Source organism: Rhodospirillaceae bacterium, from assembly GCA_018660465.1.
Taxonomy (GTDB): domain Bacteria; phylum Pseudomonadota; class Alphaproteobacteria; order Rhodospirillales; family JABJKH01; genus JABJKH01.
The window spans coordinates 37144-61924 of the sequence record JABJKH010000114.1 but is presented as its reverse complement, the minus strand read 5'-3'; the positions used below and the strand labels follow the sequence as shown (position 1 = coordinate 61924).

The 24781-nt window shown below is 53.5% G+C and carries 20 protein-coding genes; 13 read left to right on the top strand and 7 right to left on the bottom strand.

Annotated elements, in window-relative coordinates; all coding sequences use genetic code 11:
- The first annotated feature begins 13 nt into the window (after nt 1-13).
- From HOM51_19265 to HOM51_19255, 3 genes are all read left to right on the top strand, one after another.
- Nucleotides 14-2440 (top strand): acyl-CoA dehydrogenase, encoded by a 2427-nt coding sequence (locus HOM51_19265; GenBank protein ID MBT5036656.1) that lies wholly within the window; start codon nt 14-16, stop codon nt 2438-2440.
- 90 nt (nt 2441-2530) lie between these two features.
- Nucleotides 2531-3430, top strand: coding sequence for an abortive infection family protein (locus HOM51_19260; GenBank protein ID MBT5036655.1), 900 nt, complete (start codon nt 2531-2533; stop codon nt 3428-3430).
- A gap of 474 nt (nt 3431-3904) precedes the next feature.
- Complete coding sequence (locus HOM51_19255) at nt 3905-4294, top strand: hypothetical protein (protein ID MBT5036654.1); 390 nt, start codon at nt 3905-3907, stop codon at nt 4292-4294.
- Nucleotides 4295-4316: 22 nt separating this feature from the next.
- On the opposite strand, the gene HOM51_19250 is transcribed toward HOM51_19255, so the two are convergent.
- Together HOM51_19250 and HOM51_19245 are read right to left on the bottom strand one after the other, a co-directional pair.
- Nucleotides 4317-4784: a hemerythrin domain-containing protein gene (locus HOM51_19250; GenBank protein MBT5036653.1), complete on the bottom strand. Its 468-nt coding sequence runs from the start codon at nt 4782-4784 to the stop codon at nt 4317-4319.
- A gap of 102 nt (nt 4785-4886) precedes the next feature.
- Complete coding sequence (locus HOM51_19245) at nt 4887-5888, bottom strand: ABC transporter substrate-binding protein (GenBank protein MBT5036652.1); 1002 nt, start codon at nt 5886-5888, stop codon at nt 4887-4889.
- 106 nt (nt 5889-5994) lie between these two features.
- Here HOM51_19245 and HOM51_19240 point away from each other — a divergent pair, with 106 nt between their 5' ends.
- The 7 genes from HOM51_19240 to HOM51_19210 all read left to right on the top strand — a co-directional run bounded on the left by HOM51_19240 (nt 5995) and on the right by HOM51_19210 (nt 13597).
- A complete protein-coding gene (locus HOM51_19240) occupies nt 5995-7071 on the top strand; it encodes a tartrate dehydrogenase (protein ID MBT5036651.1) in 1077 nt (358 codons plus the stop codon).
- Nucleotides 7072-7116: 45 nt separating this feature from the next.
- The gene (locus HOM51_19235; GenBank protein ID MBT5036650.1) at nt 7117-7347 is read left to right on the top strand and encodes an AbrB/MazE/SpoVT family DNA-binding domain-containing protein; all 231 of its coding nucleotides are present in this window, start codon (nt 7117-7119) and stop codon (nt 7345-7347) included.
- Complete coding sequence (locus tag HOM51_19230; GenBank protein ID MBT5036649.1) at nt 7344-7733, top strand: type II toxin-antitoxin system death-on-curing family toxin; 390 nt, start codon at nt 7344-7346, stop codon at nt 7731-7733. Before HOM51_19235 ends, HOM51_19230 begins: the two co-directional genes overlap by 4 nt.
- A 222-nt stretch (nt 7734-7955) precedes the next feature.
- Complete coding sequence (locus tag HOM51_19225; protein ID MBT5036648.1) at nt 7956-8789, top strand: aspartate dehydrogenase; 834 nt, start codon at nt 7956-7958, stop codon at nt 8787-8789.
- A 50-nt stretch (nt 8790-8839) separates the two neighbouring features.
- Nucleotides 8840-10654: a gamma-glutamyltransferase family protein gene (locus HOM51_19220; protein ID MBT5036647.1), complete on the top strand. Its 1815-nt coding sequence runs from the start codon at nt 8840-8842 to the stop codon at nt 10652-10654.
- A gap of 66 nt (nt 10655-10720) precedes the next feature.
- Nucleotides 10721-12556: a gamma-glutamyltransferase family protein gene (locus HOM51_19215; GenBank protein ID MBT5036646.1), complete on the top strand. Its 1836-nt coding sequence runs from the start codon at nt 10721-10723 to the stop codon at nt 12554-12556.
- A 276-nt stretch (nt 12557-12832) separates the two neighbouring features.
- Nucleotides 12833-13597, top strand: coding sequence for a hypothetical protein (locus tag HOM51_19210; GenBank protein ID MBT5036645.1), 765 nt, complete (start codon nt 12833-12835; stop codon nt 13595-13597).
- A 1-nt stretch (nt 13598) separates the two neighbouring features.
- On the opposite strand, the gene HOM51_19205 is transcribed toward HOM51_19210, so the two are convergent.
- From HOM51_19205 to HOM51_19185, 5 genes are all read right to left on the bottom strand, one after another.
- Nucleotides 13599-14507 carry a phytanoyl-CoA dioxygenase family protein gene (locus tag HOM51_19205; protein MBT5036644.1) on the bottom strand — a complete coding sequence of 303 codons (909 nt, stop codon included), beginning with the start codon at nt 14505-14507 and terminating at the stop codon, nt 13599-13601.
- A gap of 250 nt (nt 14508-14757) precedes the next feature.
- A complete protein-coding gene (locus HOM51_19200) occupies nt 14758-15738 on the bottom strand; it encodes a D-2-hydroxyacid dehydrogenase (GenBank protein MBT5036643.1) in 981 nt (326 codons plus the stop codon).
- A 4-nt stretch (nt 15739-15742) separates the two neighbouring features.
- On the bottom strand, nt 15743-16786 hold the full coding sequence (locus HOM51_19195; GenBank protein ID MBT5036642.1) for a threonine aldolase family protein: 1044 nt from the start codon (nt 16784-16786) through the stop codon (nt 15743-15745).
- 130 nt (nt 16787-16916) lie between these two features.
- Nucleotides 16917-18173: a TolC family protein gene (locus tag HOM51_19190; protein ID MBT5036641.1), complete on the bottom strand. Its 1257-nt coding sequence runs from the start codon at nt 18171-18173 to the stop codon at nt 16917-16919.
- Between the two features lie 175 nt (nt 18174-18348).
- The gene (locus HOM51_19185; protein MBT5036640.1) at nt 18349-21957 is read right to left on the bottom strand and encodes a 5-oxoprolinase; all 3609 of its coding nucleotides are present in this window, start codon (nt 21955-21957) and stop codon (nt 18349-18351) included.
- A 339-nt stretch (nt 21958-22296) separates the two neighbouring features.
- On the opposite strand from HOM51_19185, the gene HOM51_19180 reads away from it, so the two are divergent.
- The 3 genes from HOM51_19180 (at nt 22297) to HOM51_19170 (ending at nt 24777) form a co-directional block, all read left to right on the top strand.
- Nucleotides 22297-23088 (top strand): DUF3750 domain-containing protein, encoded by a 792-nt coding sequence (locus tag HOM51_19180; protein ID MBT5036639.1) that lies wholly within the window; start codon nt 22297-22299, stop codon nt 23086-23088.
- Nucleotides 23089-23169: 81 nt separating this feature from the next.
- A complete protein-coding gene (locus HOM51_19175) occupies nt 23170-23853 on the top strand; it encodes a DnaJ domain-containing protein (GenBank protein MBT5036638.1) in 684 nt (227 codons plus the stop codon).
- A 27-nt stretch (nt 23854-23880) separates the two neighbouring features.
- On the top strand, nt 23881-24777 hold the full coding sequence (locus tag HOM51_19170) for an EamA family transporter (GenBank protein MBT5036637.1): 897 nt from the start codon (nt 23881-23883) through the stop codon (nt 24775-24777).
- Nucleotides 24778-24781: the final 4 nt, after the last annotated feature.

The following is a 24781-nucleotide window of genomic DNA, read 5'->3' as shown; positions in this document are numbered from 1 at the left end:
AAGGAACCACAATATGACAAACATACTTATCATCCTTGGTTTTTTTCTTCTCTTTATCCTGACTTATCTCGGGCGTGGCTATTGGGGGTGGGTGCTGTCCGGGGCGACTTGGTTGGGCGCTTGGGGGCTCGCGGGTGGCATGGGCACGACACCCTTTACCATCGTGACCGTGGTCGCCGTTTTAGCCGCAGTTGAATTCGGAATCCCGTCTTTGCGCCGCGCCTTGATCTCCGGTCCCGTCATGAAAATGGTCGCCAAAATTCTGCCGAAGATGGGCGACACCGAACGCATCGCGCTGGAAGCTGGGACCGTGTGGTGGGACGGTGAATTGTTTTCGGGTGATCCCGACTGGAAAAAGCTGTTGGATTTCGACATGCAACAGTTATCGGAGAAAGAACAGGCTTTCCTGGATGGTCCCGTCGAAACTCTCTGCAACATGCTGGACGACTGGCAAATTCATCAAGACCGTGATTTGCCGACCGAGGTCTGGGACTACATCAAAAAAGAAAAATTCTTCGCCATGATCATTCCCGAAGAATATGGCGGGCTTGGATTCTCTGCCATCGGTAATTCCGGTGTCGTCGCGAAAGTCTCTAGCCGCAGTGTCCCTGCCGCCGTCACGGTGATGGTGCCAAATTCCTTAGGCCCCGGCGAATTGTTGATGAAGTACGGCACGGACGAACAACGCAATCACTATTTACCAAGGTTAGCATCCGGGGAGGAAGTCCCCTGCTTTGCCCTGACCAGCCCGGAAGCCGGCAGTGATGCTGCGACGGAAAATACCGAAAGCATCGGCATCGTCTGCAAAGACACATTCGGCGGCGAAGAAGTCCTGGGCATTCGCCTGAACTGGCGGAAGCGGTATATCACGCTGGCCCCTGTCGCTACCGTCATCGGTCTTGGCTTCCACCTGTTTGACCCGGACGGGTTGTTGGGTGGCGAAGAAAAACGCGGGATCACCTGCGCGCTGATCCCGCGCGATATCGAAGGCATCACAATCGGTGATCAGCACGATCCCTTGGGGGTCCCGTTTAAGAACGGCCCGATTTTCGGTAAGGACGTGTTCGTACCAATGGACGTCGTCATTGGCGGCGAAAAAGGTGTCGGCCAAGGCTGGATGATGCTGATGGATTGCTTGGCGGCGGGCCGCGCGATTTCGCTGCCTGCATTGTCTGTCGGTGCCGCGCAATTGGCGACCCGCGTGACCGGCGCGTATGGCACGGTGCGCGAACAATTCAACACGCCGATTGGCCGCTTTGAAGGCATTGAAGAAGGCTTGGCCCGCATCGGCGGCATGACCTATTTCATGGACGCGGCGCGGAAACTCACCTGTGCTGCTGTGGATGCAGGCGAAAAACCTGCCGTGCTGTCGGCCATTGCCAAAGCCTACCTGACCGACGGGATGCGCACGGTTATGACGGATGCCATGGACATTCGTGCGGGTTCTGAAATTTGCCGAGGGCCGCGCAATACGTTGGGCCGCGCTTTTATTTCCATCCCCGTCGGCATCACGGTGGAAGGGGCAAACATCCTCACGCGATCTCTTATTATTTATGGCCAAGGCGCCATCCGGTGCCATCCGTTTGTGCATGATGAAATGGAAGCGGTCGGCGCGGGGGATGTGGAACGGTTCGATAACGCGTTCTTCGGCCACATCAATTTTGTCTATAAAAACGGTGTGCGGGCCTTTGCGTTGGCGTTGACCGGCGGCGGGATTGCGTCGGCGCCAGTTGGTGGCGTGGTCGGGGGATACCTTCGGCAACTGACACGGTATAGTGCTGCGTTTGCTCTGATTTCAGATTTATGCTTGGGCGTCATGGGCGGCTCGCTAAAACGCCGAGAAAAAATAACCGGCCGCTTGGCCGATGCATTGTCGTGGATGTACTTGGCGTCCGCTGCCCTCAAACGCTTCAACGACGACGGCCAACCGAAGGAAGATTTGGCCTACCTGAAGTGGTCCTGCGACACGGCGTTGTATAATGTTCAAGAAGCCTTGCGCGGCGTGATCGATAATTTCCCGCTGCGCATTCTGGCGTGGAAAATGCGCTGGCTGATCTTCCCCTACGGACTGCGCCGCCGCCCGCCCGAAGACGACATCGGCCGCGACGTCGCCCGAAGCCTCCTCGACGGCAACCAAGGCCGCCTCCGCCTCACCCCAGATATCTTTATTCCCCCCGGCGATGAAAACGGTCTGGGCTACTTGGAAGCCACCCTAGCAAAAGTCGTCACCGCCCAGCCCGCCGCAAGAAAAATAAAAGCGGCTCAGCGGAAGGGAGACCTAGACGGAAAACCCGGTGATGCGTTGTTCGATGCGGCGCTGACCCAGGGGGTGATTAACGCAGAAGAATGCTTGGCGCTAAAAGATGCGGAAGAAGCACGGGATAATGCGATCCAGGTGGACTACTTTGATCCTGAGGCGTTTTTGGAGTTGAAGGGGTGAGGGGGGTAAGAAAAATTAATGGTTCGAGTTTCCTTTTTCTTAATTTAGAAATTATTGCTAGAAATCCAAAATTGGAGCTACGAAATATAGATGAAAATTTCTCAATTAACTCGTCGTGATATATTTGACGCAATGATTGTAGAAGAAGTGAATTGGGCTGGTCGTCTAGAGGAGACTGAATTTCTCGGGCGTCTATATGATTTATCCCAAATTCCATCAACTGATAACCGGTTTTCTGATGCAGCGGGGGATATTTGGCAACATAGAGTTAATAATTTCGATTGGGAGGATAATTGGGTTTTCCACGATCGACGTTTCGGTTTGGCATACGGTGATGACGAAATTTTGTTAAGATTTCTATGCGAAACAGTTCACCCCGTTATTCGAAGTGATACGCCTGAAGCAGAACGATTAGCCCAATTATATAATAATTTTTTAATTAATGATGGGTTTCAGTTGGTTGAGAAATCACGAATGTCCAACAAGCCTGTTTATATAGGTCGTTACGTTGGCACCGGAACTAATCCAGCTGTATCGGCTGCCAAGCAAACACTAGGTGGCTCTGACCTAACATATGTTATGCAACAGATTACTCGAATGGAGGCTGCAGTAAATGAAGACCCTGGACTAGCAATCGGCACAGCAAAAGAACTTATAGAAACTTGCTGCAAAACCATACTTGCCGAACGCGATGTTACCGTTTCTAAGAATTCTGATATTAGTGAACTGGTAAAACAAACAGCCAAGGTACTAAAGCTGACTCCTGACGATATCCATGACTCTGCTAAAGCGGCAAATACTATCCGGAGATTATTAAGCAATTTAGCAACTATTACGAAAGGTGTTGCCGAGCTCCGAAATAAGTATGGTACTGGTCACGGAAGAATCGCTGATAGTAGAGGTTTAAGCCCACGTCACGCCAAGCTTGCTGTTGGCGCGGCTTCAACATTGGCCGTATTTTTAGTGGAAACGCATCATGAAAGAGGATGAGCAACCGCGGGGTCAAGTCTTGCCCTTTGGAACCACGGGGTCACTTTTGAGCCACGGGGTCAAGTCTTGAATTGTGAATTGTCTCTGAAACTCTTCACCCAATTGACTGCCCGTTTATCTAACCACAGAGAACACTGAGAACACAGAGGTGGACACAGAGATGGAGAGGGAACTTATAGGGGGGATGGGGATTTACTCAGCGTCCTTCGAGACGCGCTTATAGCGCTCCTCAGGATGAGGTAGGTAATTGAATATATAGTAAATTAAAAAATTTCCTCATCCTGAGGCGTCGCGGAGTGGCGGGACTCGAAGGATGCTGAGTAAAATTCCGATACGCCGATCTAGCCCCTGGCCTTCCTTAGGAGGCTCGCTCCCTCCTGCCATTTTTAGTTTCCTCCAAGACTTGCGCCAAGCGGTATACAACACCACATTACTGTAGATTTAGTTGAAGAAGTCAAAGCAGGTTATAGGAACATGACAGATCAAAATAAACGACCTCGTTGGGCCATTTTGGCGGCGGTTTTTGTTGGCATATTTGGACTTTTGTCCGTCATGTCAGGTGGAGGTGTTCTCTTCGTTGAAGGTGCCAGTCGCGAAGCCGCTGGAAACTACGTACCGTTTGTTGTCTGGTTCAATTTCCTCGTTGGATTTGCATATATTGCAGGGGCCGCTGGGCTGTTCTTATGGCGTTCCTGGGTCACACCCTTAGCATTTTCAATTGCAGCCCTAACGATACTTGTTTTCGCAGCCTTCGGCATTCATATCCTGATGGATGGAGCCTATGAAATGCGCACGGTTGGCGCGATGACTCTCAGAAGTTTTGTGTGGCTCGGTATCGCTTTCAGTGTGCGCGGAAAATTCTGACCCCGTCATTCTCAAATACCCTCTAGGCCGCCCCCAGGCAGCCCTGTCCATCAACAACAACTTTTCGGCGCGCGGCCCATTTGGTGCCGAGGTCCGTCAGGGCGGGTTCGTCGAGGACCTGTTGGGCCATGGCGAAGAGGACTTGTTCTTCTTTTTGGAAGTGGCCGTAGGTCAGGTCCAGGAACTGCTCGATTGTTGATTTGAGAACGCCGACATCGGTTGCTGCTTTGGCGGCGGTGAGGAGGTCTTCGATCTCTTGGTGTTCGGAGCGCATGACGGCAAGCGGGCCCATCGGCCCGAGGTGGGGTTCCAGTTCTGGAAACAACATGTCTTCCTCGATCCGGGCATGGGACAGCAGGAGTCTCTCCACCACCAAGACAATACGCTGAATTTCCTGAACGTCGTTCGCGTTATGGGCCGTGTCGCGGATGTGCTCAAACAGTTCATACATCACGGCGTGTTCGCCCAGCAGGGCGTCGGTAATCTTCATCGGGGGCTCCTTATCGTTATGGGCCTGTGCAAGTGGTAAGTTTGGCACAGGTATAACGACAGGACGGAGTAACCCCCTTGACCTCGGTCAACTCACCCCGACTTAGAACTCGTCAGGCAAATTCAATGTTGATTCCGTGAACAGTTCTTCGACGGTTAGCAACCGCTCGGACAAATATTGTTCCTGAGAATAGCGGCACATGTTTTCGAGTTCTTTGCGGTTTCTCTCGATCCCATACCACCAATAATTATCGCCCATGACGCGGCGGGTTTCGGCGAGCTCGGCTTGCAGCCAGGGGATCGACAGGCGGTTGGCCGGGCCGTTGGAGATTTCTTTTAAATTCGCCAACGCGATGTTGCGGCCTTTGCACAATGCCGAAAATAGCTTTGGCGCCAGATCAGGGTTTTCTTCGACGATGGATTTCTTGATCACCACCGTGTGCATGATCGGAAATGCGCCGGTGCGGGTGTGGAATGCTTTTTCAGTCTCGCGTATGCCGCCCAGCAATTCCCGAACATTTTCGTGACCATCGACGAAGCTATCGGGCGGGGTGGGGGAGATGATCGCATCGATCTCACCGGACAATAAAAGATCGTTCGTGCTCTTGTCTTCTGGGATGGGTTCGATATCAATGTCGTCCGGCAGTTCAAGCTTCAGGCGTTCTTTTAGCCCCGCGTAGTTGGTCGCACCGCGCCGGAGTTTCATCTTCTTGATATCAACGCCGTATTCGTCCTGCAACATGCCTCGCGCCCAGACGACCAGGGTCATTTGGTATTCAGGAATACCGACCTTTTTGCCCTCCAGGTCTTTGGGGTCGTTTATGCCCGCATCATTCCGAACATAGATCGACGAATGGCGATACGCGCGGGAGGTAAAGACGGGGATGGCGATGTAATCAGACGTGCCACGGGATGTTTGCAGCATGTAACTGCTGAATGAAAGCTCTGAAACATCGAATTCCTGGCGCTGTAAGGTACGCGGAAATAGATCCGCAGGTTTAAGTAAAATCGGGCAGACTTCGTAGTCCTCAACAGGCACGGTGCCGTCCATTACCGGCATAACCCGGTCGTAATCCCAACATGCGAATGTAATCGTCTTTGCCACAGTCCAATTCTCCTTGTAAAGGTGGGGCTCCCTGAAAATATGGAGGGAGAATGGCAGGTGCGTTCGAGCAGGGCAACACCCGTAAATACATTTAGGAGTTTAGATTTTGAAAGAGTACAAAATTGCTGCGATCCCCGGTGACGGCATCGGCACAGAGGTCATTGAAGCAGGCCTAAAGGTTCTTCGGGTGCTGGAAGAAAAAGACGGCGGGTTTAAGCTCAACGTCGAACATTTCCCATGGGGGTCGGACTATTACCGCGAACACGGCATCATGATGCCGGAAGACGGCCCGGCGCAAATTCGCGATGTGGACGCGATTTATTTTGGCTCTGCGGGTGATCCTGATGTGCCCGATCACATTACGCTCTGGGGCTTGCGGCTGGCGATTTGTCAGGGGTTTGATCAATACGCCAACGTGCGACCGGCGCGGTTGCTGCCGGGGATTGAAGGGCCACTCCGCGATTGCCCGGCGGAAGACCTGGACTGGATCATTGTTCGCGAAAACACCGAAGGCGAATACGCCGGTGCCGGTGGGCGCGTGCATCGGGGATTGCCAGAAGAAGTCGGCATGGATGTATCTGTATTTACCCGAACAGGTGTGGAGCGGGTACAAAGGTTCGCGTTTGAACTGGCCCGTACCCGACCCCGGAAGCACCTGACCGTCGTCACAAAATCCAACGCCCAGCGCCATGGGCTGGTGATGTGGGATGATATTTATCATTCGATCAAGGGGGATTACCCTGATGTCACCACAGACAAAATCCTGGTCGATGCGATGACCACGCGGATGGTGCTTGATCCCAAGTCGATTGATGTCGTTGTCGCGACGAACTTGCATGCGGATGTGCTGAGCGATTTGGCCGCGGCTTTGTCTGGCAGCTTGGGCATCGGTCCGACGGCGAACCTCAACCCGGAACGCACTTATCCCTCAATGTTCGAACCCATCCACGGCTCCGCCTTCGACATCATCGGCAAAGGCATCGCCAACCCGATTGGCACGCTTTGGTCAGCGGTAATGATGCTGGAACACCTAGGCGAGCCTTCCGCCGCCAAGCGCCTGATGACCGCAGTCGAACGCGTCACCGCGGCGGGTGAGGTGATGCCCGCCGACCTCGGCGGCAGCGCAACGACCGATGAAATTGTTGAAGCGGTATGTGAAGCGGTGCGGGGGGAGAATGCTTAATAGACCTCTCTTGATTAAATAATATAATTATATTATTGTAAGGTTATGAGCACAAAACTAAAACTTCGAAAGGTCGGAACGTCGCTTGGGTTTACAGTGCCCAAGGAGGTTCTCAAAGACCTGCGCCTGGAAGAAGGCAGCGAATTCTATCTGGTCGATACGCCGGACGGTGTTCTTATGACCCCATACGATCCGGACTTCGAACAAGCCCTCGACGCGAGCCAGGATTTCATGCGTCGTTATCCTAACGCGATGAAGAAACTCGCTGAAGGCTGATGCAGCCTAAGTGGCTCACCGTCCAGATGGTGAAGGCAATGCACGCCCAAGCCATTTCGGCGTTCGGCGGGACTGACGGCATTCGTGACGAGGGGTTGCTGGAAAGCGCCCTGGGTCGTCCTCAAAATCTTTATGCCTATGGCGATACACCAAGCCTATTCGCCCTGGCCGCCGCCTATACCGCAGGCATCATCCAAAACCATTCATTCCTAGACGGCAACAAACGCGCAGGGCTGCTCGCGGGGAATTCATTTTTGAGCCTGAACGGGTACGACTTCAGGCCGGACGAGGTTGAGATGGTGAATGTCATTCTGGCGCTGGCGGCGGGGGAGACGGATGAGGAGAAGGTGGCGATTTGGTTTGAGGATAATTCGGTGAGGCGTTAAGGCTAGAACACAAAAACCAACATGTGGTTTGAGACACGCCCCCGGCGCTCCTCACCGTAAATGAATCTTGTCTCACCCTTCATCCTGAGGAGCGAGCCTCCGCGAGCGTCTCGAAGGAAGTCCTCTACTCATGCTATTGAAAATCGTCAATTCCTAACGACCCTTGCTAAGACCAGAGATGCGGGCTTACCCTCTAACCATAAAAGGTAGTTGGTTAAGAGCATGAATACAGAAGTACAAAATGGTGGAGCCTTGCGCGTTGGTATTGGCGGGCTAGGCGCGATTGGGCTCAAGGTTGCGGGGGTTTTGGATGCGGGCGAGCTTCCGGGGCTGGAACTCGCTGCCGTTTCCGCACGTGATACAGACAAAGCCAAGCGCAATATCGCGGACTTCAAGAACCAAGTGCCTGTGGTAGCGTTAGGAGAACTCGCTGATCTCGCAGATATTGTTCTCGAATGTGCGCCGAGTGCTGTGTTTAGAGATGTCGCGGTTCCTGCTTTGGAGGCTGGGCGGACGTTCGTTCCGATCAGCGTTGGCAGTTTGTTGGAGCATGATGATTTGAAGGCGCTAGCCGATCAGCATCATGCTCGAATTATCGTGCCGACGGGGGCCTTGATAGCCTTGGATGCTGTGCGGGCTGCCGCCGAAGGAACAATACATTCTGTCACCATGGTGACGCGAAAGAACCCTGCGGGGTTTGTAGGTGCGCCTTACGTCGTTGAGAACGACCTTGATATGGACGCGATTACCGAGCCGACAAAAATATTTGAGGGTAGTGCTCGAGAAGGTGCCAAGGGCTTTCCCGCCAACGTTAATGTGGCAGCAGCGTTGAGCCTTGCCGGAATTGGACCGGATCGCACGACATTGCAAATCTGGGCTGATCCGGGCGTGGATCGGAACATTCAGCACTTTGAGGTCGAGGCTGATAGTGCCGATTTCGAAGCCACGATCAAGAACGTTCCCTCCGAAGAAAACATGCGGACTGGAAAGATCACGGCGCTAAGTGTTATCGCCGCACTTCGTGGCATAACGGCGCAATTTAAAGTAGGCACATAATTCTTGGCATGTGATATATTCGCGGCCCTCTACAAATCTAAGGATACCCCATGAACGATTTTACCACCCGCCCGGAAATTCTCGGCACCTTTGGTGTTGTTACTTCAACCCACTGGCTTGCCTCCAGTGTCGGCATGGCGGTCCTTGAGAAAGACGGCAATGCCTTCGATGCAGCGGTGGCGATGGGGTTTGTCCTGCAAATCGCCGAGCCTCATCTTTGCGGCCCGGCGGGTGAAGTGCCGTTGATTGTTCATGATGCGGAACATAACGAAACCAAGGTCATCTGTGGCCAGGGTGTGGCACCTGTGACAGCGACACCAGATGCGTACCGGGACATCGGGATTGACGTCATTCCCGGCAGTGGCCTGACGGCGGCGGTGGTGCCAGGGGCGTTCGATGCCTGGATGTTGCTGCTGAAGAACTATGGCACCATGACGCTTCGCGAAGTTATGGCACCGGCCATTAGCTATGCCCGAAACGGCTGCCCTTTGGTGCCCAAGGTTTGCGCCACCCTTGAACTGGTCCATGCGCTTTTCAAAGAAGAATGGACGACGTCAGGGGATTTATGGTTTCCCGATGGGAATATTCCAAAGCCGGGCTCTCTCTATAAGAACCCTGTTCTGGCCGACACCTATTCCAGGATCGTTAAGGAATCTGAATCTGCTGGTGGGGATCGTGACAACCAAATCGAAGCCGCGCGCAAAATCTGGTCGCAAGGATTTATCGCTGAAACCATCGACAAGTTTTGTCGCGTCACCGAAGCCTTGGATGTCACCGGCAACCGCAACAGCGCCTTCCTGCGCGGCAGCGATATGGCGGAGTGGGAAGCGACGGTAGAGGACCCGCTCAGCTACGATTACCACAACTACACGGTTTATAAGACCGGACCTTGGGGGCAGGGACCGGTGATGTTGCAACAGTTGGCCTTGCTGCAAGGGTTCGATCTTTCCGGCATGTCGGCAACAGATCCGGACTTCGTTCACTTGGTGCAAGAATGCGCAAAGCTGGCGTATGCGGACCGGGAAAGTTTTTATGGCGATCCAAACTTCAGCGAAATCCCGATGGATACCTTGTTGAGCGACGACTACAACGCGGCCCGTCGGAAACTGGTGGGCGACACGGCGTCGATGGAACAGCGGCCGGGTAATATCCCCGGCTTTGGCGGTCCCATATTCGAACGCGAGAAGTCGGATGATTTAGCCTTCGCCGCAGCCTTTGGCATTGGCGAGCCGACCGTTGCCAAGATCGATTCAGAAACCATCGCGAGATCTGACGGTGTGATGCAAGGCGATACCGTGCATTTTGATATTATAGACCGCCACGGCAATATGGTTTCCGGAACGCCGAGTGGGGGCTGGCTGCAAAGCTCCCCGGCGATCCCAGGGCTTGGGTTCTGCCTGACCATTCGTGCACAGATGTATTGGGTGGATGAACGCTCACCGTCGTGTATCGGACCGAAACGCCGACCCCGGACGACGTTAACCCCATCGATGGCATTCAGGGATGGCAAACCCTACATGGCGTGGGGCACACCCGGCGGGGATCAGCAGGATCAATGGGCAACGCACATGCTTCTTCGCCATATGCATTTCGGCATGAACCTACAAGAAGCCATCGAAGCCCCTGGCTTTAACAGCAGCCACTGGACAGGATCGTTTTACCCTCGCGAAGTTGACCCTGGCAACCTGACCATGGAAGGACGCTTCCCCACGGCGACGATTGAGGAACTCCGTCGCCGTGGCCACAATGTGGTTGTCGAAGACGATTGGAGCCTGGGCCGAACCACGGCAGCAGCCAAGGACGGTGATATGCTGAAAGCAGCTGCCAATCCGCGGATGATGCAGGGTTACGCAGTGGGGAGGTAAATTATGCCAGACGACATTCAAAATTCTCAGGTGCACGACCCCAAAGACCCCGCGTTCGTTGATCTGATGCGTGGCACCAAGTCCGGTACGGGCAAAGGCCGGAAAGGTCTTTCAACAGAACCGCCATTTACCACGCGCCCCGAATTGCTGGGCAACTTCGGCATGGTGTCGTCCACCCATTGGCTGGCAACAGCGGCGGGAATGTCGATCTTGGAAAAGGGTGGCAATGCGTTTGATGCGGCGGTGGCGACGGGCTTGGCATTGCAAGTCATAGAACCTCACCTGAATGGCCCTGCGGGCGAAGTGCCGATGGTGGTCTGTCGTGGCGGCTCCGACAAAGTCAGCGCTATTTGCGGCCAAGGCGTCGCCCCGGCGGCCATGACGATTGAGAAATTCAAAGACCTGGACGTTGCTATGATTCCCGGTGCCGGGCTTTTGCCGGCGACGGTGCCGGGCTCGTTTGGGGCCTGGATGTTGCTGCTGCGCGATTTTGGAACGATGAACCTGGAAGACGTTTTCGCACCGGCGTTGGGATATGCGCGGAATGGCTATCCCGTTGTGCCGGGCATTCATACCCTGTTGAGTGCGCTCAGGGATTTGTTCGTGACCGAATGGACATCAAGTGCGGATACCTATCTGATAAATGGGAACGTGCCGGACGTGAACAGCATGGTAACGAACCCGGTCCTGGCTGATACCTACACGCGGATCATCAAGGACGCCGAAGCCTCAGGCGGTAGCCGCGAAGACCGTATCGAGAAAGCTCGAGAAATTTTTTATGAGGGCTTCGTCGCAGAAGAGATCGATAAATTTTGCCGAGAGAACGCTGTCCTTGATAACACAGGCCGACGCCACCACGGGCTTTTGACCGGCGACGACATGGCGCGGTGGCGGGCAGAAGAAGAAGCCCCTGTGACCTTTGACTATCACGGATACACGGTGTGCAAGGGTGGCACGTGGAGTCAGGCTCCTGTGTTGCTGCAAGCCTTGGCATTGCTCAAAGGATTTGATGTGGCGGCCATGGACCCGCTCGGCTCTGACTTCGTTCACACCGTTACGGAATGCGCCAAGCTTGCTTTTGCCGACCGGGAGAAATTCTACGGCGATCCGAAGTTTGTCGATGTGCCGATGGAGACCTTGCTGTCCGATGCCTACAACGAAGCGCGTCGGACCTTAGTGGGGGAGACAGCTTCACTGGACCTGCGCCCTGGCGACATCCCAGGTTATGGCGGTCCGGTGACGTTCCAGACACAAGCCGATGTGGACGCAGGTAAACTCGGCACCATCATCGCCGACGGCTTCCCGGCGGCCGCAGTACAACCCGGCGATACAGTTCATTTTGACATTGTCGACCGCGACGGCAACATGGTTTCGGCAACGCCAAGCGGCGGGTGGTTTAAGGCGTCCCCGGTTATTCCTGGTTTGGGTTTCCCCTTGGGGACACGCGGCCAGATGTTCTGGTTGGAAGAAGGCCGGGCTGGGTCCTTGGCGCCGGGCAAACGCCCCCGCACAACCTTAACACCCACCCTTGCGTTGAAGGACGGCAAACCCTACATGGCGTTCGGCACGCCAGGCGGCGATCAACAAGATCAATGGATTCTGAATTTCTTCCTGCGGCACGTGCACGGCGGCATGAACCTGCAACAATCCATTGATGCGCCCACCTTCCGCACGACGCACTTTCCAAGTTCCTTCTTCCCAAGATTATCAGAGCCGGGCTGCGTCGCCGTGGAAGGCCGTTTCTCAGACGCGACGGTTGAAGACCTCCGCCGCCGTGGCCACGAAGTGGATGTCATGGACGATTGGTCTCAGGGAAGACTAACGGCGGTATCGCAGGAGAATGGCGTGCTAAAGGCGGGGGCAAACCCCCGGTTCATGCAGACGTACGCGATTGGGCGCTAGGGTCAGAGCCTTATTCGGCCCCCTTCTTCTGGGCACCTGTCCGACATAACCTGGACTTATACCTCCCTCTTCGCCCTGAAGAGCACCCGCATGAGAGCGTCTAGAAGGACCCTCAGTGCAAACTTCTATACAAAGTGTTCACAGAAATTCCTCGTTTGATATTTGACCAGTCTTTATATATTAAAGATAATCTAAAAATTGTATATATTTTATTAATTACATGTTTTACGATTAAAAAAGTTTCTCGCACAAATCAATTTTGGTAGGATGATACAAATGGATGCGACTCTATTACAGGCCGCGATGTCGGCGATCGGTTCCGCATATGGAAAGAAAGCTGCCGATATTACAACGGATCAAGTCAAGCAATGGTTTGAGAAAGCCACATCTTCCGTCGAAGTTTCAGGAATTGTGGATGGAGCTGAAATAGAAGCGCTAGCAAACTCGGTGCTTAGAGATGGAACCCCAATACTTGACGCAGAGGTGACACGCAAGAATTTGGCTCGTTGGTTCGAGGTGCCGCAAGAGGAGTTTTCGATGACGCCTCCTGAACAACTAGAACCCGAAGTTTTAATTCGCCACATATATTTAGAAAACCAGTTTACCAGTTGGTTCAATGAATGGGGGTATGATGTAGAGGTCGGCGAAGATCTTGAGGGGTTGGAAGGAATTGATTTCACTCCCGATGTCTATGGAAAATTGACGACACTGCATGGCGAGTTTGAAATCTGTATAAATTTCGTATGCGACCAACCACCTAGCCAATATCGGGTAAGAGCATTATTGGAAACGTTGGAAGCGGTAGCGACGGACGAGAGCAATTTTAAATGGGGTGATGTTTATATTCTTGCAACGCCATTTCAATTTGGTAGAGGAGCGGCATCATCAATTATTCTTCAAAGTAAAGAAGAGAAATATACGGTCATTCCGCTAGAGTACGATGATATATATAATTTGCAGAATTCGAGAGATTCTAAGACGAGGCTGGTTCAATTAATGGAACAGGTAAAAAAAGCTCAGGAACTAGGCCCGCAACGATAAGTTACTCCGCCGCGACCCCATCTGCCTTATCAACCGTATCAAAATAGCGATTTTCCAAGGTGAGTTGGTTTTCGTAGATCGATCCCTGATTGGGGGCCAGCGGTAGGGGCATGCGCGCAGGCACGTCTTCAAGGCGCGGCACCAAAGACGCTTCTCCGCGCACCACAAGCTCGTTAAATTGATCAAGGTCTTGGCCCGGCTTGAAGCCCACCAGCGGCCAAGCGTCGGCGGCAAAATACCCCTGTAACAAAAGACGTCGCGGCTTGTCCGAATGATTGAGGGCCGAGCCGTGCACCGTGCGCACGTGATGGATGGTCATGGTTCCAGCTTCCCCCATCACAGGCACGGCATTTTCGTAATCCAGCGGACACTTCACAGGATCCATCGCACCGCAAAAATAGCCCTGAGCATGATGATCAAAAACCGGCCCTTTGTGCGATCCAGGGATCATCATCATCGGCCCGTTGGTCGCTGTCACGTCATCCAGATAAAACCCGACGGCACACCCGACGTCGTTGGTGTGGGGATAAAACGCCCAGTCTTGATGCCATTCGACAGCCGCCCCGTAGCCCGGCGCTTTTATATTCATCTTGTTGTTATAAAGCCGCATGTTGGGCCCCATCAGCGGCTCAATCACATCAAGCACCAACGCATCCCGCAACAAGTCATCGAAGAACGGCCAATGCAGGAAGGGCGATTTTAAGCGCCGTACGCGCGGGTCGTCGGGCGTGTGGGATTCTTCCAGGTCATAGCGCTCATCATCATCCGAGAGCCCCCGCGCCGCATCAATAATTTCATCCGTAAGCCGTAGCGTTTCGGCAAGCCGGTCCGCAGGTAGCGCGCCTTCGACGACTGTATACCCCTCTTCGTAATACTGCTCGATCTGGCTCTTGCTCAGGGATTTAATCATGTCGGGTAAACTCCTCGTGTCGCGGAAGGTGCGGATAATTTTCGTGCTAATGGCGATCTTAGCAATATGTTACGGGGATGAAAATTGGTTTTAGGATTGTGTTGGAACCTCGGGGCGACGAGCTTTACTCAACGTCCTTCGAGACGGCTGCTTCGCAGCCTCCTCAGGATGAAGAGAAAGAGTGTGGCATTAAAAGTATCTTCATGGTGAGGAGCGCTGAAAGCGCGTCTCGAACCACGCCGTATCGAAATCAATCAAACTCAACCAAATTCTTCAACGCTTCACCCGCATTCATTCGACGAAAGTTTTCGAAAACGAGGTCGCGGATGGGGGGCAGGACGGGGCCGCCGGCTGACGCCATGTGGGGGGTTACGATGATGTCATCTCGTGCCCACAAGGGTTCATTTTCAAGCGATGCGCCCTCTTCGTAGTCTTCTTCTTTTTCGTAGACGTCGATTCCAGCGCCACCCAGGTGACCGCTTTCAAGAGCCCGGATGATGGCGGCTTCTTCGTAGATGCCACCACGGGCGATGTTGATGGCGACCGCGCCGGGGTTCATGAGCGCCAATTCCGCATCGCTGATCATGTATTTTGTATCTTCTGTCAAAGGAAGGCAGGGTGCGACAACGTCAGCACCTTTCAAGGCTTCATTTAGGTTGGAGAGCGGGATATAGGTATCGACGTTGGGGTCATCCGCCGCAGGAGTTTTGCGGCTGACGACAACCACGTTCATATCAAATGCCCTGGCCTTTCGGGCGAATTCTTGACCGATGGAACCATAGCCGATGATGACGATGGATTTGCCTTCCGCCGAGACGCAGTTGTCGCGGATGTTCTTCCTGTCCCAATCACGAGATTGGCGATTGCGTTCAACCCACGGCATGCGGTGGAACAGCCCCAGCATCATTGCAAAGCCGTGTTCGGAAACCGTCTTGCCTTTAAAGCCGGCCGCATTGGTAAACAGCACGTCGTCCGGCAGACCCGCAGTGGTGAACCGGTCTGTGCCGATGGCGGTCGATTGTATCCATTTTAAATCCGGCATTTTGTTGCAAATGACATCGGCGGCTTCGGCGTTATAGCGACTACCGGAAACGACGATCATTTCACAGTCTTTGGCAACTGGAGCTAATTCCTCGATCTCATCCACACGGACAAATTCAACGCCGGGAGCTTCGTCTTCAGTCGGGGCAAACAGTTCAACGCCGAAATGGGTAAAATAAATCGCCTTCATGGGTTTAGGTTTCCTCTAATACTTTACGAACAACATCGGCAGCTTCCTCGACTTGGTCGCGGCTGACATCTAAATGGGTTACGGCGCGCATGCGTGTGTCGCGAACGTTACTGATGCGCACGCCATGTTCAGCCAACTTGGCTTCCATGTCGGCACCGGACATGCCGGTGTTTTTCACATCGAAGAACACGAGGTTGGATTGAACGGTCTCAAGATTGATATCCAGCCCGCCCATGTTCGCCAATCGCTCGGCCAGCAGCCGGGCGTTGTCATGATCTTCCACCATCCGTTCAACATTATTTTCTAGTGCGTAAATACCCGCCGCCGCGGCAATTCCAGCTTGCCGCATGGCCCCCCCGAGGCGTTGTTTCCAGCGCCAGGCTTGTTTGATGAATTCAGCCGACCCCGCCAAGACGCCACCAATGGGGCAGCCGAGGCCTTTGCTGAGATCAATCCAAACCGACTCAAACGGGTCCGAGAAATCTTTCGCACTCACACCGCTGGAGACGGCTGCATTCAGAAGCCGCGCACCATCCATGTGCATGATCAGGCCGAGGTCTCCAGCCGTCTCAGCAACGTCTTTAATGGTGGCCAACGGCCAGACCGTGCCACCGCCGCCATTGGATGTTTGCTCAACACTGACAACGCGGCTGAGCGGACCGTAACGACTGCCGGACCGCATCGACGCCCTGACTTGATCTGCCGAAAAAATTCCGTTCTCGCCGTCTAGCGGCCGGATAAACGAACCGCCAATCACCGCCGCACCTGCACCTTCAACGTTCAAAATATGCGCCGTGCGGTCAGACATAATCTCGTCACCCGACCGGCAGTGAACTGACAGCGCGATTAGGTTGCACATGGTGCCGCTGGGCAGGAACAAGGCGGCTTCCTTGCCCAGAAGCTTTGCGACCATTTCCTGAAGCTGGTTAACGCTTGGGTCTTCACCCATTTGCTCATCGCCAACTTCGGCATTGGCCATAACGTCGCGCATTGCGGCGGAAGGGCGGGTTTGGGTGTCGCTGTGCAAGTCGATGCGGATCGGGGTCATAGGATTTAAAACGCCTCTACAGATAAAGAATGTAGACGTTTATAGACCGGCAGTAGGGGGGAACGAAAACGAAAATTTAGAGTTCTAAGTTTAAATACGTCGCGTTGAGGCGTCCCATGGCCAACATCAGCTAATAGATGGCAATCCGTTCATCAAAGGTGGCGGAGGTGTAATTGATCTGCGCATTGATGACTTCGTTCTCGGCATCCAGCACGTTAATGACGGTTTCCTTACCGGCTTCACGAAGCTTCTTTCGCGCCGTGAAAACTTCCGCCGCAATGTTAACCGCGTTTTCCAAAAGCTGAACCCGTTGGCGAGATGTTACCAGGGCCTGCCAGGCAAGTCGGGTTTGCTGAATGATCTGGCGGGTGACGAACAGGTGATTGTCTTTGGTGGCGCGATAATCAAAGTTTGTTTGTGAGACACCAGCTTCCGTCGAAAACCCATTGAACAAATTCATATTGGCCTGAAGAACAAACGAATAATCGCGCCGGGTGCCAAGAACCGCACCGTTATTTTTTTCAATGTTCATGGTGCTGACCATGTCGAAGGTCGGGAAGTATTCCGCTCGGCGGATGGCCTTTTGGGTGCGTGCCACTTCCATGGTGACGACACTGTTGCCAACCGCTGGATTTTCCTGAAGGGCGATATCCATGGCGCGGTCAATTGCGCTTGGGATAACTTCTACCGGCGGCACAGGATCGGTCATGGAACTGATATTTGGCGCGTGATTAAAAACCTGCGCATATCGACTGACCGCATCTTCCAATGCGCCTTCGAAGGAGACTTGGCGTTCTTTGGCAATTTGCAGCCGTGACTTGGCTTGCAGAACATCAACCGCAATGCCTGACCCGCGTTGCACCCGTTCGTCTTCCAGATTTAATTGGTGTTCGATGTTAATAACGCTGGTGCGCGATAATCCGAGCAGATGGCGTTGCCGCAACACGTCGACATAGTTGCTGATCCCCTCGAAAATGGTGTTCTGAATTGTCCCTTCCTGGGTGATGCCGGCGAGGGCTTTGTTGAGCCGGGAGACCTTCACGTTTGATGCCGTGCTGAACCCATTAAACAGGTTTTGTGTCATCGTCAGGGTAGCCGTTTGTTTTGTGCGGGATGACGGCTTGCCGTTCTCGGAGCGTTCGCCGGGGCTGTTAATATACTCAGGCCCAGCGGTCGCGTTTAGATCAACGCTAGGATAATAACCGGCCTGTGATTGGCGAATTTGTTCATGACGCGATTCAATGGTCTTGCTACCAGCTTTGATATTCGGATGGTTGGTGACGATGTAGACCAGTTCGTCATTTAGCGGATTGGCCACCGCAAAATCTGCCGCGCACAGCACAGCAAAAATCGATAAAACGACTCGTTGTATCCCAGATTTTATCACCACACGCCCCCAGGCATCGTGTCGAAACAGTTAGGTTCCCATCAATCACACCAAATTTTTGGCTAAATATTGTGTCTTAAAGCTCTGCCCACACAACATCTCGATTGACAAAAATTTTAGACCATTAACCGTTACAGAATGGTAAAGGGGTTGGCCGAAAAATGCGAGCGAGAATTCATTCGTCCGTGCTGCCAAACCCGCCGCCGCCGGGGGTTTCGATAACGAAGACGTCGCCGATATTCATGTCGGTTTGATCACATCCTTCTAGGGAGTCGACCGTGCCGTCCTGGCGGTCGATCCAATTGCGACCGACGCCGCCGGGTGCGCCACCGTTCAATCCATAGGGGGCAACACGTCGGTGGCTTGAAAGAATGGCAGCGGTCATGGGTTCGAGAAAGCGAACACGTCGGATCACTCCTGCCCCACCTGAATAAAGACCTTCGCCGCCGCTGCCGTGACGGATCGAATAATTTTCCAGCAACACCGGGAACCGCCATTCAAGAACTTCCGGGTCGGTCAGGCGGGAATTGGTCATGTGGGTGTGGACCGCATCGGTGCCGTCAAAACCTGGACCGGCCCCCGATCCACCACAGATCGTTTCATAGTATTGGTAGACGTCGTTACCGAAGGTGAAATTATTATTGGTGCCTTGTGAGGCCGCGACGATATTCAAGGCGCCATAAAGGGTGTCGACGATGTGTTGGCATGTCTCCACATTTCCAGCGACGACGGCGGCTGGATAGCTGGGTCTCAGCATGCAGTTATCAGGCACGATGATATCAAGCGGTTTCAGGCATCCCGCGTTTAGTGGAATGTCATCATCTACCAAAGTGCGAAAGACATATAGGACCGCTGCTCGGGTCACTGAATACGGCGCGTTGAAATTTCCTGGATGTTGCTCTGCTGTGCCCGTGAAATCAACCGCCGCTTTACGGTTGTCCTTATCGATGGAAATTTTCACATGGAGGGGACTGCCATCGTCCAGCTCATAGGTGAAATCGCCATCGCTGAGTACGTCCAAAACCCGGCGCACGGATTCTTCGGCGTTGTCTTGAACATGCCCCATATAGGCGCTGACAACATCCAAGCCGAAGTGCTCGACCATGGCTTTTAATTCCTGAACACCTTTTTCGTTGGCGGCGACCTGGGCCTGAAGGTCGGCCATGTTCTGAGACGGATTGCGCGACGGCCAATCGCCGGAGCCGAGGAGGTCGAGAAATTCCTGCTCGCGCAACTGACCACCCTCGACCAATTTAAAATTGTCGATCAGGATGCCTTCTTCTTCGACCGTGCGGCTGTTGGGTGGCATGGAGCCAGGGGTGATCCCGCCGATATCGGCATGGTGGCCCCGGGAGGCAACGAAGAACAGCACGTCGTTTCCCGCTTGATCGAATACCGGGGTGATGACGGTTACGTCAGGCAAGTGCGTGCCGCCGTTATAAGGCGCGTTTAAAACCCAGACATCGCCTGGTTTCATTGCGTCTTGATTTTCACGGATAACGGTCTCGACACTTTCGCCCATGGACCCCAGGTGAACTGGAATATGCGGCGCGTTGGCGACCAGATTTGCCTCCGCATCAAACACCGCGCAGGAGAAATCGAGCCGTTCCTTGATGTTGACCGAATAGGCAGTGTTGGCCAGCACAGCCCCCATTTGTTCGGCAATGGACATGAATAAATTATTGAAAATTTCTAGCATTACCGGGTCCGCATCCGTGCCCATCGCAACACGTTTGGGTCGGGGGATATGCCGGCTCAGAACCAAATGCCCGTAGGGCGTCATTTCAGCTCGCCAGCCGGGCTCGATCATGGTTGTCGCATTGGCCTCAATAATGACGGCGGGTCCATCGATGAAGACACCGGAAGCCAATCCCTTCCTGTCAAACACAGGAGCCTGCAGGGCCTCGCCATCGGTGGTTATTCGGATGGTGTCTATTGGGCTGGCGGGCTGGCTGAGACCAGGAATTTTTTCTTCTATGCCGGTTTCAGTTTCACCGATGGCCTCGACCGACACGGCTTCGACGACAAATCCGTGGTCAGGCATTACGAAGCCAAACCGTTGTTTGTGGTTTGCCTCGAACTCACCGGCCATTTTGTGTCGGTCTGCGAAGGCGACGGGAAGGGCTGTGTCGGTTCCTTCATAGCGGATGTGAATTTGGCGGAGAATTTTAATATTTTCAGCGGCGACACCTTGGCTGAGGATTTCTTCTCGGACTTCTTCTTCCAAGGGGGTTAGAATTTTGGAGAGAGATTTCTCAGTATCATCGTCCAGGGCGATTTCAACGGAACGTTCCCTGAGCGTACGAATGTCGGCGAGGCCCATGCCGTAAGCCGACAGTACGCCAGCTTGAGTATGAATAAATACCCGTTCCATACCCAGCGCATCGGCGACCAGACAGGCATGCTGTCCGCCTGCACCACCAAAACAATTAAGCGTATATTCGGTCACATCATAGCCACGCTGAACAGAAATTTGTTTGATGGCAGAGGCCATGTTTTCAATGGCGACCTTCAAGAAGCCTTCGGCGACCTGTTCTGAGGTGTGGCGCTTGCCGGTGGCGCTGGAGATTTGGTCGGCGAGTTCACCAAACTGGGCGTAGACCTCGCCAACATCCAGGGGCTCGTCCGCATTTGGGCCAAAGACGTGGGGGAAATGTCGCGCTTGAATTTTGCCCAGCATGACATTGCAGTCGGTCACCGTCAGCGGCCCGCCCCGGCGATAACACGCTGGGCCCGGGTCGGCACCCGCAGAGTCCGGACCGACCCGCATGCGTGCCCCATCAAAGAACAAGATTGATCCACCACCAGCAGCAACCGTGTGGATGCGCATCATTGGTGCGCGCATGCGCACGCCAGCGACTTGCGTATCGAAGGCGCGCTCATATGTGCCATCAAAATGAGAGACATCGGTTGATGTGCCTCCCATGTCGAAGCCGATGACTTTGTCAAAACCTGCATCCATGGCGGTGCGGGCCATGCCGACCACGCCGCCCGCTGGGCCTGATAGGATGCTGTCTTTGCCTTGAAACAGGTCCGCATCGATGAGGCCGCCGTTGGATTGCATGAACATCAAACGGGTATCGCCAACTGCGACTGCGACCTGGTCCACATAACGTCTGAGAATTGGTGACAGGTATGCATCCACTACCGTCGTATCCCCCCGCGACACCAACTTCATCAAGGGGCTGACGTCGAAGGATGTGGAGACTTGGGTGAAACCTATATCGCGTGCAAGGGCCGCCACTTGGGTCTCATGATCCGGGTAGCGGTAGCCGTGCATAAAGACAATAGCAGCAGAGCGAAAGCCTTTATCAAAAGCGTCTTTGAGGTCTGATCTGATTTGAGTTGAATGAGGGGGGGCGAGGACATCCCCTGCCGCCGTCACACGTTCATCGACTTCGATAACATCGCGATAGAGGAGCTCTGGTAAAACAATTTCACGGGCGAATATGTCGGGGCGGTTTTGATAGCCAATCCGAAGCGCGTCCTTAAACCCTTTAGAAATCACCAGTACGGTGGGTTCACCCTTGCGTTCCAACAGCGCGTTGGTTGCGACAGTGGTTCCCATTTTGACAACCTCGACACGCTCGGCGGGAATGGGCGTTGATTGATCAACACCAAGCAAATCACGGATGCCTTGGACAGCCGCATCGTCATAGCGTTCAGGATTTTCTGAGAGCAGTTTGTGGGCGTGTAACTGACCATCCGGCGCACGCGCGACCACGTCGGTAAACGTCCCACCCCGATCAATCCAGAATTGCCAGCGGTTCCCACCGTCGGTCATTTAAAATCCTTACCGCTGTGAAATTCAAAGGTTCAATTAATTGTGGGACCATTCTTAAGCAGGGTAGGGCACGGCGGCAAGGCCATGACGAAATCAAAATAACCTAAATTAAATCGTAAATCATGCTGGATATGGGTGTAAATCTGGCGCCGAAATGGTGTGTAATTCACCATTGTTGCGCACGGAAGTAGATAAATTCCTCAACTAAATTCGCGGGTAGAGTTCTGATTCACCACGGCATTGTGAAGAATGCCCTATTGGTGCCACGATCAATATCTCTTATAACGGCGTGTCTTTGTTTTTGAAGACACGCCGAAATTCTATTTGAGCGAGAGAGAAATGAAATGGTTCGTCAGACCGATCAGGATTTTGATAATTACCACTGCCTTAGGGGGTGCCGGGGCCCTATGGGGAATGGCCGTGGCCAGTGATTGGCGGACAGCGAGCCATGAGCCGACTGGGATCGCGCCTGATCCTTCAAAGGTCAAGGAAGCGATTATTCAGGTCTATGCCGCCCGCGCGTTTAGTTGGCGCGGTGCATTCGGTGTACACACATGGATTTCAGTGAAACCGACCGATGCGATTGAATTCACGACCTATCAGGTGATTGGCTGGCGGTCTTATCGTGGCATGCCAGTGGTTTCAATCTCGAACCGTGCGCCTGATTCCCGCTGGTACGATGCGGAACCCTGGGTCATTTCAGATATGCGTGGTCCGGGTGTCGATGATATCATTAAAAAAGTTCACGCAGCGGCCCAGAGCTATCCTTATCCAGATGAGTACCGAGTCTGGCCTGGACCCAATTCGAATACCTTTACGGCACATGTGGCGCGGGAAGTGCCAGAGCTAAAACTCGACCTTCCTCCCATCGCCATCGGCAAAGATTATCTGAACAACGGCGCGGTCTTTGCAAAGTCTCCCAGTGGAACAGGCGTTCAATTTTCTGTATTAGGATTGTTTGGTCTGCTGGCGGGTGTAGAAGAAGGCGTTGAATTAAATCTCCTAGGTTTAACTTTTGGAATAGACCCCCTGGACCCGGCGGTGAAGCTGCCTATTATGGGCCGCCTTGGGCCGCGAACGACAATTTTCAGGCCCGCAATTCAAAGTCCCACTGCGGAACCGGGCCTGTAGGAGAATAATTTGTCGACCATCTGGGGGAAAGTTATTGGCGGCGTCGCCGGGTTTGCAATCGGCGGTCCCATTGGGGCGCTGATGGGTGCGTTCGCGGGTCATCAATTTGATAAGGATAAAGCCGGCACTACTCAGATGGGTGGTGGTCCTGGTACGGATCAGCGGCAAGTTGCATTCACCATCGCCGTGGTCGTTCTCAGCGCAAAAATGGCCAAGGCTGACGGCAAGGTCACGCCGGATGAAATTGCCGCCTTTAAGAAAATCTTTCGCATTCCGCCGGAAGAAGTTGGCGAAGTCGGTAGACTGTTCAACGAAGCCCGTAAAGATGCAACCGGCTATGAGCCCTATGCCCAGCAAATCGCCAGTATGTTTCCGCGCGAACCGCAAGTGCTTGAAGAGTTGTTGGGCGGGCTGTTCCTTATTGCCCAGGCCGATGGTGAGGTTCATCCAAAGGAACTTGAATATCTTAAAAGTGTCGCGGCGATCTTCGGCTTCGATCAGGACCACTTTGACCGCATTCATTGCAGTTTCATGGGGGCTGGCCATGTCGGAACCCAGGATGAATCTTATAAGATCTTAGGCGTCAACCCGTCGGCTGACGATGCGGAGGTTAAGTCTGCCTATCGCAAGCTGCTGCGCGAATACCATCCAGATGCCCTGATGTCGAAAGGCTTGCCGCAGGATTTCATCGATCTCGCAAATGAAAAAATGGCATCAATCAATCATGCCTATGACGTGGTGAAGAAGGAACGCGGCTTGAATTAAGTCAGCGACGCGGCCAAGCTAACCTTCATGAACTCTCCTGCTTTGAAATCCTCCAGTCTCACGCCTATCGATGCCGCCATAGGATTATTTATCGCGGTGTTATGGGGGCTCAACTATGTTGCGATTAAGATTAGTGTTATTCACTTTCCGCCGATTTATGCATCGGGACTTCGGTTCGCGCTGGTTGCCGCCATTTTAATTTGGTTTACCAAACCGCCCATCGGAAATTTTATTCCTGTTTTTATGATTTCTGTCGTGCTCGGCACGCTCCATTTCATTTTCGTATTTACCGGCCTGACCGGGGTCGATCCCTCTGTTTCATCGATTATACTGCAATTAGGAACGCCGTTTAGTGCCTTGATGGCGTGGCTTATGTTGAACGATGCCTTCGGCTGGCGGCGCACGATTGGGATGCTAATTGCGTTCGGCGGTGTGGCGATTGTTGCCGGTGAACCCAGCGTGTCATCCAGCTTGTTTCATGTCGTGTTGTGCCTGGGGGCCGCTGTCTGTTGGGGATTGTCGAACATCTTAATAAAGAAACTGGATGGTGTCGGGCCGATCCAGTTAAATGCTTGGATGGCACTATTCGCAGCACCTCAGTTATTTATCGTCTCTGCGCTGATGGAAGAAGGCCAATGGGCCGCGACCAAAAGTGCCGGAATGACTGAATGGGCATCAATCGTCTTCATGGCGGTCGGTGCCTCTGCCATTGCTTATGGGTTATGGTATCATTTGATGAACAAGTATGAGGTCAGTCGGATTGTCGGGATAAACCTGATGCCCCCTGTATTCGCCGCACTTTCCAGCGCTTGGTTATTGGGGGAAGTTCTCGGATGGGAGAAAATTGTTGGCGGCCTTCTCACGTTGTTTGGCGTGGCGGTTATTCAAATTAGATGGAACCGTGTTGCGGGACCAGTAGAGTAAGGAA

Bases quoted from the DNA above. Each gene is read 5' to 3' on its own strand.
- HOM51_19235 (MBT5036650.1), top strand. From the start codon at position 7,117: ATGAGCACAAAACTAAAACTTCGAAAGGTCGGAACGTCGCTTGGGTTT.
- HOM51_19195 (MBT5036642.1), bottom strand. From the start codon at position 16,786: ATGACCCCGATCCGCATCGACTTGCACAGCGACACCCAAACCCGCCCT.
- HOM51_19260 (MBT5036655.1), top strand. From the start codon at position 2,531: ATGAAAATTTCTCAATTAACTCGTCGTGATATATTTGACGCAATGATT.
- HOM51_19215 (MBT5036646.1), top strand. From the start codon at position 10,721: ATGCGTGGCACCAAGTCCGGTACGGGCAAAGGCCGGAAAGGTCTTTCA.
- HOM51_19220 (MBT5036647.1), top strand. From the start codon at position 8,840: ATGAACGATTTTACCACCCGCCCGGAAATTCTCGGCACCTTTGGTGTT.
- HOM51_19170 (MBT5036637.1), top strand. From the start codon at position 23,881: ATGAACTCTCCTGCTTTGAAATCCTCCAGTCTCACGCCTATCGATGCC.
- HOM51_19185 (MBT5036640.1), bottom strand. From the start codon at position 21,957: ATGACCGACGGTGGGAACCGCTGGCAATTCTGGATTGATCGGGGTGGG.
- HOM51_19205 (MBT5036644.1), bottom strand. From the start codon at position 14,507: ATGATTAAATCCCTGAGCAAGAGCCAGATCGAGCAGTATTACGAAGAG.
- HOM51_19250 (MBT5036653.1), bottom strand. From the start codon at position 4,784: ATGAAGATTACCGACGCCCTGCTGGGCGAACACGCCGTGATGTATGAA.
- HOM51_19255 (MBT5036654.1), top strand. From the start codon at position 3,905: ATGACAGATCAAAATAAACGACCTCGTTGGGCCATTTTGGCGGCGGTT.
- HOM51_19200 (MBT5036643.1), bottom strand. From the start codon at position 15,738: ATGAAGGCGATTTATTTTACCCATTTCGGCGTTGAACTGTTTGCCCCG.
- HOM51_19180 (MBT5036639.1), top strand. From the start codon at position 22,297: ATGAAATGGTTCGTCAGACCGATCAGGATTTTGATAATTACCACTGCC.
- HOM51_19265 (MBT5036656.1), top strand. From the start codon at position 14: ATGACAAACATACTTATCATCCTTGGTTTTTTTCTTCTCTTTATCCTG.
- HOM51_19210 (MBT5036645.1), top strand. From the start codon at position 12,833: ATGGATGCGACTCTATTACAGGCCGCGATGTCGGCGATCGGTTCCGCA.
- HOM51_19175 (MBT5036638.1), top strand. From the start codon at position 23,170: ATGGGTGCGTTCGCGGGTCATCAATTTGATAAGGATAAAGCCGGCACT.
- HOM51_19225 (MBT5036648.1), top strand. From the start codon at position 7,956: ATGAATACAGAAGTACAAAATGGTGGAGCCTTGCGCGTTGGTATTGGC.